Source organism: Streptococcus sp. KR (assembly GCF_002238115.1).
In the GTDB taxonomy this organism is placed as follows: domain Bacteria; phylum Bacillota; class Bacilli; order Lactobacillales; family Streptococcaceae; genus Streptococcus.
The window spans coordinates 18,199-29,811 of record NZ_NGVM01000010.1; the positions used below are offsets into that span (position 1 = coordinate 18,199).

At 43.4% G+C, this 11,613-nt stretch carries 10 protein-coding genes; 7 read left to right on the plus strand and 3 right to left on the minus strand.

Annotation, left to right across the window (positions count from 1 at the left end):
- Position 1 precedes the first annotated feature (1 nt).
- From CBI42_RS05380 to CBI42_RS05390, 3 genes are read right to left on the minus strand one after another with little or no spacing between them, the layout of a single operon-like run.
- Positions 2–679 carry an amino acid ABC transporter permease gene (locus tag CBI42_RS05380; RefSeq protein ID WP_000131145.1) on the minus strand — a complete coding sequence of 226 codons (678 nt, stop codon included), beginning with the start codon at positions 677–679 and terminating at the stop codon, positions 2–4.
- A 12-nt stretch (positions 680–691) separates the two neighbouring features.
- Positions 692–1,486 (minus strand): transporter substrate-binding domain-containing protein, encoded by a 795-nt coding sequence (locus CBI42_RS05385; protein WP_094753432.1) that lies wholly within the window; start codon positions 1,484–1,486, stop codon positions 692–694.
- Between the two features lie 10 nt (positions 1,487–1,496).
- A complete protein-coding gene (locus CBI42_RS05390) occupies positions 1,497–2,255 on the minus strand; it encodes an amino acid ABC transporter ATP-binding protein (RefSeq protein WP_001229569.1) in 759 nt (252 codons plus the stop codon).
- Between the two features lie 176 nt (positions 2,256–2,431).
- Here CBI42_RS05390 and recJ point away from each other — a divergent pair, with 176 nt between their 5' ends.
- The 7 genes from recJ to CBI42_RS05425 all read left to right on the plus strand — a co-directional run bounded on the left by recJ (position 2,432) and on the right by CBI42_RS05425 (position 11,609).
- Positions 2,432–4,654, plus strand: coding sequence for a single-stranded-DNA-specific exonuclease RecJ (gene recJ / locus CBI42_RS05395; RefSeq protein WP_179211366.1), 2,223 nt, complete (start codon positions 2,432–2,434; stop codon positions 4,652–4,654).
- Positions 4,655–4,827: 173 nt separating this feature from the next.
- A complete protein-coding gene (locus CBI42_RS05400; protein WP_094753434.1) occupies positions 4,828–6,489 on the plus strand; it encodes a ribonuclease J in 1,662 nt (553 codons plus the stop codon).
- Positions 6,490–6,556: 67 nt separating this feature from the next.
- On the plus strand, positions 6,557–7,336 hold the full coding sequence (locus tag CBI42_RS05405; protein ID WP_094753435.1) for an alpha/beta hydrolase: 780 nt from the start codon (positions 6,557–6,559) through the stop codon (positions 7,334–7,336).
- Positions 7,337–7,398: 62 nt separating this feature from the next.
- Entirely contained in the window at positions 7,399–8,100 is a 702-nt protein-coding gene (locus CBI42_RS05410) for a M57 family metalloprotease (protein WP_094753436.1), read from the plus strand.
- Between the two features lie 38 nt (positions 8,101–8,138).
- On the plus strand, positions 8,139–9,986 hold the full coding sequence (gene uvrC / locus CBI42_RS05415; protein WP_094753437.1) for an excinuclease ABC subunit UvrC: 1,848 nt from the start codon (positions 8,139–8,141) through the stop codon (positions 9,984–9,986).
- A complete protein-coding gene (locus CBI42_RS05420) occupies positions 9,976–10,830 on the plus strand; it encodes a metallophosphoesterase family protein (RefSeq protein ID WP_094753438.1) in 855 nt (284 codons plus the stop codon). The genes uvrC and CBI42_RS05420 overlap by 11 nt, the downstream gene beginning before the upstream one ends.
- Before the next feature lie 173 nt (positions 10,831–11,003).
- Entirely contained in the window at positions 11,004–11,609 is a 606-nt protein-coding gene (locus CBI42_RS05425; RefSeq protein WP_094753439.1) for a nitroreductase family protein, read from the plus strand.
- Positions 11,610–11,613: the final 4 nt, after the last annotated feature.

Consider the following 11,613-nt stretch of genomic DNA (forward strand, 5'->3'; position numbering starts at 1 on the left):
CCTAAAGTGAATAGGCTTTTTTGTTGGCTTGCTCCATCTTACGACCAAACTGGGCAACAGGGAAGCATAGAGAAAAGTAGAGAAGGGCAGCGCCTAAAAATGCTGGAATGTAGTTTCCGTTAAGAGCTGACCAAGATTTGGTCACAAACATCAAGTCCACTCCAGAGATGATAGCGACTGTAGAGGTATTCTTGATGAGGTTAACAATTTGGTTGGTCAAAGGAGGGAGAATGATACGGAAGGCTTGAGGCAAGATAATCAAGCGCATGGCACTGATATAGGTAAACCCTTGCGACAAGGCGGCTTCCATCTGACCGCTAGGAATAGACTGAATGCCTGAGCGAATTACCTCGGCGATATAGGCGCCGTGATAGAGTCCCACGCAGAGAACAGCCGTCCAATAAATCGGAATCATGATGGTGTGGTCACTGATAAGAGGTAGGCCGTAAAAAACGATTACAAACTGCACTAAGAGGGGAGTATTTTGGTAAAACTCGACAAAGATGCGAGCCAAAATTCTCAATATTGGACGTTTGCTGGTTGACATGGCTCCAAAGAAGATGCCTAAAACCATGGCGAGGATAAAGGATCCAATTGCTAGGGCAAGGGTGAAGAGGAAACCATTGAAAAATTGTCCAAAATCCTGAAAATAGGCTGTCCAAGATGATAAATCTGTCATGGGGTATCCTCCTTAATCTGCAGTATGGCTAGATGGTTTGAGCTTGTAACGGTCATAAAGTTTCTGCAAACTACCATCCTTGCTCCATTTAGTAACCAAGTTATCAAGATAATTGTTTAGCTCGGTATTTGATTTCTTGGTAACGATACCGTAGTCAGATGGCTTGAAACTATCATCTAGTAGTTCTGTCCGCTTACTGATGTAGCCAGATAGGATAGAACGGTCAACGGAAAAGGCATCGATACGGTGAGCATGAAGGGAAGTAATCAATTCGGGGTAGGAACCAAGTTCGACGAATTTAAACTTCAAGCCTTTCTTTGTACCCAGTTCAGTAATCAGGCGTTGGGTAATGGAGCCTTGGGCAACTCCGATGGTTTTGCCGTTTAGGTCCTCAATATTTTTGATTTTGGCTGACTTATTGACCAAAAAGCCAGAAGCATCTGTGTAGTAAGGGCTGGTGAAGTTGTAGAGTTTTTTACGTTCGTCTGTGATGGTAAAGGTTGCGATATCCATATCGACCTGTTCATTGTCTAGGAGTGGTCCACGGGTTTGAGCGGTAACAGGCACATAACGAACCTTAACCTTGAGCTCATCAGCTACCATCTTGGCCAAGTCGGTTTCGATACCAGAATAGGTCCCTGTCTTAGGATCCTTGTAGCCAAAATTGGGAACGTCTTGTTTCACACCGACAACTAGCTCGCCTCTCTTTTGAATGTCTGCGACACTGGTATCAGCCAGGACTGGTTTTGCAGCAGCAAGGCCGAAAAGGCTAATCAATATTGCTGATAAAAAGAATTTCTTTTTCATAGGCGCCTCCTTATTTGACTTTGTCACTTTCGTGGTTGATAATTTTGCTGAGGAATTGTTGAGCACGAGGTTCGCTTGGATTGTCGAAAAAGTCATCGACATCGGTCGTATCTACTAAAACCTCTCCGTCAGCCATAAAGATGATTCGGTCAGCAACTTCACGGGCGAAGCCCATTTCATGGGTAACGACAATCATATTCATACCATCGTGGGCCAATTTTTGCATAACTGCCAGAACATCGCCGATGGTTTCAGGGTCAAGAGCAGATGTTGGCTCATCAAAGAGGAGGAGTTCAGGATGCATAGCGAGTCCACGTGCGATGGCAATCCGTTGTTTTTGTCCACCAGAAAGCATGGCTGGATAAGAATCTTTCTTGTCCCACATATTTACAAATTCCAGATATTTTTGGGCTGTCTTTTCAGCTTCTTTTTTATCAATTCCTAAAACTTTTATGGGCGCTAGTGTTACGTTTTCTAACACTGTTTTATGCGGATAAAGGTTAAAATGCTGGAAAACCATACCGACTTCCTTACGAAGAGGCACCAAATCTTTCTGGCTGGCACCAGCAACTTGGTGACCATTTACTAAAAGACTTCCTTTGTCTACAGCCTCCAAACCATTGATGGTGCGGATAAGAGTGGACTTCCCAGAACCAGAAGGGCCTAGGAGGACAACGACTTGCCCTTTTTCAAAACGGAGATTGATGTCGCGGAGTGCGTGGTAGTCTCCGTAATATTTTTCGACATGTTCAAATTCTACTAAAGCCATAAGGAATCTCCTTTGTGTTAGATTTTATAACATGATTCTACACCAAAAGATTTTTCTTGTCAAATCATATCAGAAAAAAGTTAGTAAAATTTTTGTAGAAAGCAATCAGGATAGAGAAAAAGCCTAAATCATGTTATAATGAAGCAATAGAATTCTTAGAAAGAGTGGATGTCTTTTTGATAACACCTACTTATGAATGGCAGTTTGCCCCGCAGGTAGAAGATGCGGATTTTACAAAGATAGCCAAGAAGGCTGGACTGGGTCCTGAGGTGGCTCGGTTATTATTTGAGAGAGGGATTCAGGACCAAGAAAGTCTGCAGAAGTTTTTAGAACCTTCCTTGGAGGACTTGCATGACCCTTATCTACTCCATGATATGGATAGGGCCGTAGCACGCATTCGTCAGGCCATTGAAGAAGGGGAAAATATTCTCGTTTACGGTGATTATGATGCGGATGGTATGACTTCGGCTTCGATTGTTAAGGAAAGTTTGGAACAGCTTGGTGCCGAGTGCCGGGTTTATCTTCCCAATCGTTTTACCGACGGTTATGGACCTAATGCCAGTGTTTACAAATATTTTATCGAACAAGAAGGAATTTCCTTGATTGTGACGGTGGACAATGGGGTTGCTGGTCATGAGGCCATTGAACTGGCCCAGTCTATGGGAGTGGATGTCATTGTGACAGACCATCATTCCATGCCTGAAACCTTACCAGATGCCTATGCCATTGTCCATCCTGAACATCCTGATGCGGACTATCCTTTCAAATATTTGGCTGGTTGTGGAGTGGCTTTCAAGTTGGCTTGTGCCCTGTTAGAAGAAGTGCAAGTGGAATTGCTTGATTTGGTCGCTATTGGTACCATTGCAGATATGGTGAGTTTGACGGATGAGAACCGTATCTTGGTTCAGTATGGTCTGGAAATGTTGGGCCATACTCAGCGCATTGGTTTACAAGAGATGCTGGGCATGGCTGGGATTGCTGCTAACGAAGTAACAGAAGAAACGGTTGGTTTTCAGATTGCCCCTCGTTTGAATGCCTTGGGCCGCTTGGATGATCCCAATCCTGCCATTGATTTGTTGACTGGATTTGACGACGAGGAAGCTCACGAGATTGCCCTCATGATTCACCAGAAAAACGAAGAGCGCAAGGAAATCGTCCAGTCTATCTATGAAGAAGCTAAGACCATGGTGGACCATGAGAAGAAGGTCCAAGTCTTGGCCAAGGAAGGCTGGAATCCTGGGGTTCTAGGAATCGTGGCTGGACGCTTGCTGGAAGAACTAGGGCAGACAGTCATCGTTCTTAATATAGAAGATGGTCGTGCCAAGGGTAGTGCTCGTAGTGTGGAAGCGGTCGATATTTTTGAAGCCCTAGATCCCCATCGCGACCTCTTTATCGCATTTGGCGGTCATGCTGGCGCAGCAGGAATGACGCTGGAAGTGGAGAAACTTTCAGATTTATCTCAGGTCTTGGAAGACTATGTCCGTGAAAAAGGTGCAGATGCTGCTGGCAAGAACAAGTTAAATCTAGGTGAAGAACTGGATTTGGAGACACTTAGCTTGGAAACGGTCAAAAGTTTTGAACGTTTAGCACCTTTTGGCATGGACAATCAGAAACCTGTCTTTTATATAAAAGATTTTCAGGTCGAAAGTGCTCGTACTATGGGAGCAGGTAACGCCCATCTCAAGCTGAAAATTTCCAAGGGTGAAGCTAGTTTTGAAGTGGTAGCATTTGGACAAGGTAGATGGGCAACAGAATTTGCTCAAACCAAGAATCTAGAGTTGGCAGTCAAATTGTCTGTCAACCAATGGAATGGCCAAACTGCCCTGCAGTTGATGATGGTGGATGCGCGTGTGGAGGGTGTTCAACTCTTTAACATCCGTGGGAAGAATGCAGTCTTGCCAGAAGGAGTTCCAGTCTTGGATTTTGCTGGAGGAGTGCCAGATATAGCGACTAGTGAAGCTGTTGTCGTAAAAACTATTCCTGAGGATATTACCCTGCTGAAGACCATTTTTCAGGAACAGAATTTCTCTGCTGTCTATTTCAAAAATGACATTGACAAGGCCTATTATCTGACAGGTTATGGGACTAGAGATCAGTTTGCCAAATTGTACAAGACCATCTATCAGTTCCCAGAGTTTGATATTCGCTACAAACTGAAGGATTTGGCAGCCTATCTCAATATCCAACAAATCTTGCTGGTTAAGATGATTCAAGTATTTGAAGAGCTAGGCTTTGTGACCATCAAAGATGGTGTCATGACAGTCAATAAAGAGGCACCAAAGCGGGAAATCGGAGAAAGTCTGATTTACCAAAATCTCAAACAAACCGTCAAAGACCAAGAAATGATGGCGCTGGGTACCGTGCAAGAAATTTATGACTTTTTAATGAAAAAAGAATAGCATATAGGAAAGAGTTGGGCAACCAGCTCTTTTTTGAAAACAAATCTTCATTTTGAAAATCATCAAAAAAATGGTATAATGGTAGGAAAAGATTCGGCTAAAAGTAATAGTGCTTTTAGAATAAGAGGGTAAGCAACCCTATAATCAAGATAAACTAAGCTTTCGGAGGAAAAATGAGTAATATCAGTTTAACAACACTTGGTGGTGTACGTGAAAATGGGAAAAATATGTATATCGCTGAAATCGATGGGTCTATTTTCGTATTGGATGCAGGTCTGAAATACCCTGAAAATGAACAACTAGGGGTGGACGTAGTGATTCCAAATATGGACTACCTTTTTGAAAATAGCGATCGTATCGCAGGAGTCTTCTTGACCCACGGCCATGCGGATGCCATTGGTGCTCTGCCTTATCTCTTAGCTGAAGCCAAGGTACCTGTATTTGGCTCTGAGTTGACCATTGAGTTGGCAAAACTTTTTGTCAAAGGAAATGATACAGTTAAGAAATTCAATGATTTCCATGTTATCGATGAGGATACGGAGATTGATTTTGGAGGGACGGTGGTGTCCTTCTTCCGTACGACCCACTCTATCCCAGAAAGTCTGGGTGTGGTTTTGAAGACAGCTGAAGGTAGCATCGTTTATACAGGTGACTTCAAATTTGACCAGACGGCTAGTGAATCCTATGCGACAGACTTCGCTCGTTTGGCAGAAATCGGTCGTGATGGAGTTCTAGCTCTTCTTAGCGATTCAGCAAATGCAGATAGCAATATCCAAGTGGCTAGTGAAAGTGAAGTTGGGGATGAGATCACTCAAACCATTTCTGATTGGGATGGACGTATTATCGTTGCAGCAGTAGCTAGCAACCTCTCTCGTATCCAGCAGGTGTTTGACGCTGCGGATGCAACAGGTCGTCGTGTGGTTTTGACAGGATTTGATATTGAAAATATCGTCCGTACTGCTATTCGTCTTAAGAAATTGTCTCTAGCTAACGAGAGTCTTTTGATTAAGCCAAAAGATATGTCTCGCTTTGAAGACCATGAGTTGATCATCCTTGAGACGGGTCGTATGGGTGAGCCAATCAATGGTCTTCGCAAGATGTCGATTGGCCGCCACCGTTATGTGGAAATCAAGGACGGTGATTTGGTCTATATCGTAACCACTCCGTCTATCGCCAAAGAAGCAGTCATGGCGCGTGTGGAAAACATGATTTACCAAGCTGGCGGAGTTGTCAAACTGATCACTCAAAGCTTGCGTGTGTCAGGCCACGGAAATGCGCGTGATTTGCAGCTGATGATTAATCTCTTGCAACCCAAGTATCTCTTCCCAATTCAAGGGGAATACCGTGAGTTGGATGCCCATGCTAAGGCTGCTATGGCCGTCGGGATGCTGCCAGAACGCATTTTCATCCCTAAAAAGGGAACCAGCATGGCTTATGAGAATGGGGACTTTGTCCCAGCTGGCTCGGTTTCGGCAGGGGATGTCTTGATTGACGGGAATGCCATTGGTGATGTTGGTAATGTAGTCCTTCGTGACCGTAAGGTCTTGTCAGAGGATGGTATTTTCATCGTAGCAATCACCGTTAACCGTCGTGAGAAGAAAATTGTGGCCAAGGCTCGTGTTCACACGCGTGGATTTGTTTATCTCAAGAAGAGTCGCGATATTCTCCGTGAAAGTTCAGAATTGATTAACCAAACGGTAGAAGACTATCTTCAAGGAGATGACTTTGACTGGGCAGATCTAAAAGGGAAGGTTCGTGATAATCTGACCAAGTATCTCTTTGACCAAACCAAGCGTCGTCCAGCTATTTTACCAGTAGTCATGGAAGCAAAATAATCGTTGAAATAAACAGAGAGAAAGTCGAGTTTCGGCTTTTTCTTATAGAAAAATAGAGGAAAAAATTATGGCAGTAATGAAAATCGAGTATTACTCACAAGTTTTGGATATGGAGTGGGGAGTGAATGTCCTCTATCCTGATGCTAATCGAGTGGAAGAACCAGATTGTACAGATATCCCTGTCTTGTACCTTTTGCACGGGATGTCTGGCAACCATAATAGTTGGCTCAAGAGGACCAATGTAGAACGCTTACTTCGAGGAACCAATCTTATCGTTGTTATGCCCAATACCAGCAACGGTTGGTACACAGATACTCAGTATGGTTTTGACTATTACACAGCTCTAGCAGAGGAATTGCCACAGGTTCTAAAACGCTTCTTCCCTAACATGACCAGCAAGCGTGAAAAGACCTTTATCGCTGGTCTTTCTATGGGAGGCTATGGCTGCTTCAAACTGGCTCTTGCTACAAATCGTTTTTCTCACGCAGCTAGTTTTTCAGGTGCCCTTAGTTTTCAAGATTTTTCTCCTGAAAGCCAAGATTTGGGAACACCAGCTTATTGGAGGGGTGTGTTTGGAGAAATTAAAGACTGGACAACTAGTCCCTATTCTCTAGAAAGTCTGGCTAAAAAATCGGATAAAAAGACCAAGCTTTGGGCTTGGTGTGGTGAACAGGATTTCTTGTATGCAGCCAATAATCTGGCAGTGAAAAACCTCAAAAAAATAGGATTTGATGTGACCTATAGCCATAGCGCTGGAACTCACGAGTGGTATTATTGGGAAAAACAATTGGAACGGTTTCTAGCAACTCTGCCAATTGATTTCAAATTAGAAGAGAGATTGTCATAATTTAGCTTTCTTTCAGCTTGTTTTAGTAAAATAGACTTTATTTGCTAGAAAGGTGGAGGGAAATGCGCTGGATTTTTCGTTTGATAGGGGCTTTCTTTTCTTTTGTGTGGCGTTTGTTTTGGCGCCTGATTTGGATAGTTGTAATCTTATGTGCTCTTGCTTTCGGTCTTCTCTGGTATCTGAACGGGGATTTTCAAGGAGCGCTAAAGCAAGCAGAACGGTCAGTCAAGATTGGTCAACAAAGTATTGACCAATGGGAAAAAACTGGGCAACTGCCTAAGTTGAGCCAGACAGATAGCCACCAACACTCTGAAGGAAGGTGGCCACAGGCTTCTGCTCGTATTTACCTGGATCCCCAGATGGATTCACGCTTTCAAGAAGCTTATGTAGAAGCAATTCAGAACTGGAATCAAACAGGTGCTTTTAACTTTGAAATTGTGACTGAGTCTAGTAAGGCAGATATTATGGCTACGGAGATGAATGACGGAGGCACTCCTGTGGCAGGAGAGGCAGAAAGTCAGACCAATCTATTAACGGGGCAATTCTTGTCTGTAACGGTACGGTTGAATCATTATTATCTGTCCAATCCTAACTATGGCTATTCATATGAGCGCATTGTCCATACGGCAGAACATGAGTTGGGGCATGCGATTGGCTTGGACCATACAGATGAAAAGTCTGTCATGCAACCAGCAGGTTCCTTTTATGGTATCCAGGAAGAGGATGTTGAAAGACTTCGAAAATTATATGAGACCAATGAGTAGGGAACAATCTTTCCCTACTTTTTTGCTATAATGGAATTATGAACAACTTGATTAAATCAAAACTAGAGCTCTTGCCGACCAGCCCTGGTTGCTACATTCACAAGGATAAAAACGGCACTATTATCTATGTAGGAAAGGCTAAAAATCTGCGTAACCGCGTGAGGTCCTATTTCCGAGGGAGTCACGATACCAAGACAGAGGCCTTGGTATCTGAAATTGTGGATTTTGAATTTATTGTTACGGAGTCTAATATTGAGGCACTTCTCCTAGAAATCAACCTGATTAAGGAAAACAAGCCCAAGTACAATATCATGCTCAAGGATGACAAGTCCTATCCCTTCATCAAAATCACTAATGAGCGCTATCCTCGCTTGATTATCACTCGTCAGGTCAAAAAGGACGGAGGTCTCTACTTTGGACCTTATCCAGATGTGGGGGCAGCCAATGAAATCAAGCGATTGCTGGATCGGATTTTCCCTTTTCGCAAGTGTACGAATCCACCATCTAAGGTCTGTTTTTACTACCATATCGGTCAATGTATGGCCCACACCATCTGTAAGAAGGATGAGGACTATTTCAAGTCCATGGCTCAGGAGGTTTCTGATTTCCTAAAAGGGCAGGATGACAAAATTATCGATGACTTAAAGGGAAAAATGGCAGCGGCAGCTCAGACTATGGAATTTGAACGTGCAGCGGAATACCGTGACCTAATTCAGGCTATTGGAACCCTTCGGACCAAGCAACGGGTTATGGCTAAGGATCTCCAAAATCGGGATGTCTTTGGCTACTATGTGGACAAGGGATGGATGTGTGTTCAGGTTTTCTTTGTTCGTCAGGGCAAGCTCATTGAGCGAGACGTTAATCTTTTCCCCTACTACAATGATCCGGATGAGGATTTTTTGACCTATGTGGGACAATTTTATCAAGAAAAATCTCATCTTGTACCCAATGAAGTATTGATTCCGCAGGATATCGATGAAGAAGCCGTTAAGGCTTTGGTGGATACCAAGATTGTCAAACCCCAGCGTGGAGAGAAAAAGCAACTGGTCAATTTGGCTATAAAGAATGCTCGAGTCAGTCTAGAGCAGAAGTTCAATCTGTTAGAAAAATCTGTCGAAAAGACCCAAGGAGCTATTGAAAATCTAGGACGCTTGCTCCAAATTCCGACTCCAGTTCGCATCGAGTCCTTCGATAATTCTAATATCATGGGAACTAGTCCTGTTTCAGCCATGGTTGTCTTTGTCAACGGAAAACCTAGTAAGAAAGATTACCGTAAGTATAAAATCAAGACCGTAGTCGGGCCAGACGACTATGCCAGTATGAGAGAAGTCATTCGCAGGCGCTATGGTCGAGTACAGCGTGACGGTTTGACTCCTCCAGATTTGATTGTCATCGATGGGGGACAAGGTCAGGTCAATATCGCCAAGCAAGCCATCCAAGAAGAGCTGGGTTTGGACATTCCAATTGCAGGTCTGCAAAAGAATGACAAGCACCAAACCCATGAATTACTTTTTGGTGATCCGCTTGAGGTGGTGGAGTTATCTCGCAATTCTCAGGAATTCTTCCTCCTCCAACGCATTCAAGATGAGGTGCACCGCTTTGCTATCACTTTCCATCGCCAACTGCGCTCCAAAAATTCCTTTTCATCACAATTGGATGGCATTGACGGTCTAGGACCTAAACGCAAGCAAAATCTCATGAAGCATTTCAAGTCTTTGACTAAAATCAAGGAAGCCAGTGTGGATGAGATTGTCGAAGTTGGAGTACCAAGAGCAGTAGCAGAGGCTGTGCAAAACAAGTTGAACCCGCATGAAACAGAAACCTTGCCTCAAGTGGCAGAAGAAAGAGTAGATTACCAAATGGAAGGAAACCACAATGAAACATAAAATCGCAATTTTATCAGATATTCATGGCAATGCGACAGCCTTAGAAGCAGTGATCGCAGATGCTAAAAATCAAGGAGTCAGTGAATACTGGCTTCTGGGAGATATTTTTCTTCCTGGTCCAGGTGCAAATGACTTGGTCGCTCTGTTAAAGGAACTTCCTATCACAGCAAGTGTTCGAGGCAATTGGGACGATTGTGTCCTTGAGGCCTTGGATGGGGAATACGGTTTGGAAAATCCACAAGAAATCCAATCAATGCGAATGACCCAGTTTTTGATGGAGCGAATGAATCCTGCAACGATTGTCTGGCTACGAAGCTTGCCTTTGCTGGAAAAGAAAGAAATTGAAGGACTGCGCTTTTCTATCTCTCATAATTTACCTGACAAAAATTATGGGGGTGACTTGTTGGTTGGGAATGATACAGAAAAATTTGACCAGCTACTAGATGCGGAAACCGACGTGGCAGTCTATGGTCATGTTCACAAGCAATTGCTTCGTTATGGAAGTCAGGGGCAACAAATCATCAATCCAGGTTCGATTGGCATGCCCTATTTTAATTGGGAGGCGTTAAAAAATCACCGTGCCCAGTATGCCGTGATAGAAGTTGAAGATGGGGAATTGGTAAATATCCTATTTCGCAAAGTCGCTTATGACTACGAAGCGGAGTTGGAATTGGCCAAGTCCAAGGGCCTTCCCTTTATCGAAATGTATGAAGAGCTACGTCGTGAAGATAACTATCAGGGGCACAATCTGGAACTCTTAGCAGGCTTAATAGAAAAGCATGGGTATGTAGAGGATGTGAAGAATTTCTTGGAGGCTATAAAGTCAGAATATAAGATAGACTAGTTTCTTTAAGTAACTGAAAATTAATTGGAACTGGATGAGGGGATTCCTGATTTAAATGATTTTCTTCATTCAGTTGCTTATCCTTGTTCCAGTTTGTCTCTACGAAAAATCCCTGCAAGCTCTTTCAAATTATGGTAGAATGGAAGCAATAGAATTAGAAAAGGAAATCGATTATGAAATTTCTTGAATTAAATAAAAAACGTCATGCGACCAAGCATTTCACTGATAAGCCAGTGGATCCCAAAGATGTGCGTACGGCTATCGAAATTGCAACCTTGGCTCCAAGTGCCCATAACAGCCAGCCTTGGAAATTTGTGGTGGTACGTGAGAAAAATGCCGAACTGGCAAAATTGGCTTACGGTTCCAACTTTGAGCAGGTATCATCAGCGCCTGTAACCATTGCCCTGTTTACGGATACAGACCTTGCCAAACGTGCTCGTAAGATTGCCCGAGTTGGTGGTGCTAACAATTTCTCAGAAGAACAACTTCAATACTTCATGAAAAATTTGCCAGCTGAATTTGCGCGCTACAATGAACAACAAGTCAGCGACTACCTAGCCCTCAATGCAGGTTTGGTTGCTATGAACTTGGTTCTCGCTCTTACAGACCAAGGAATCGGCTCAAATCTGATTCTTGGTTTTGACAAATCAAAAGTCAACGAAGTTTTGGATATTGAAGGCCGTTTCCGTCCAGAACTCTTGATTACAGTGGGTTACACAGACGAGAAATTGGAACCAAGCTACCGCTTGCCAGTAGATGAAATCATCGAGAAAAGATAGAAGG

Bases quoted from the DNA above. Each gene is read 5' to 3' on its own strand.
- CBI42_RS05380 (WP_000131145.1), bottom strand. From the start codon at position 679: ATGACAGATTTATCATCTTGGACAGCCTATTTTCAGGATTTTGGACAA.
- CBI42_RS05420 (WP_094753438.1), top strand. From the start codon at position 9,976: ATGAAACATAAAATCGCAATTTTATCAGATATTCATGGCAATGCGACA.
- CBI42_RS05400 (WP_094753434.1), top strand. From the start codon at position 4,828: ATGAGTAATATCAGTTTAACAACACTTGGTGGTGTACGTGAAAATGGG.
- CBI42_RS05425 (WP_094753439.1), top strand. From the start codon at position 11,004: ATGAAATTTCTTGAATTAAATAAAAAACGTCATGCGACCAAGCATTTC.
- CBI42_RS05385 (WP_094753432.1), bottom strand. From the start codon at position 1,486: ATGAAAAAGAAATTCTTTTTATCAGCAATATTGATTAGCCTTTTCGGC.
- uvrC (WP_094753437.1), top strand. From the start codon at position 8,139: ATGAACAACTTGATTAAATCAAAACTAGAGCTCTTGCCGACCAGCCCT.
- CBI42_RS05390 (WP_001229569.1), bottom strand. From the start codon at position 2,255: ATGGCTTTAGTAGAATTTGAACATGTCGAAAAATATTACGGAGACTAC.
- CBI42_RS05405 (WP_094753435.1), top strand. From the start codon at position 6,557: ATGGCAGTAATGAAAATCGAGTATTACTCACAAGTTTTGGATATGGAG.
- CBI42_RS05410 (WP_094753436.1), top strand. From the start codon at position 7,399: ATGCGCTGGATTTTTCGTTTGATAGGGGCTTTCTTTTCTTTTGTGTGG.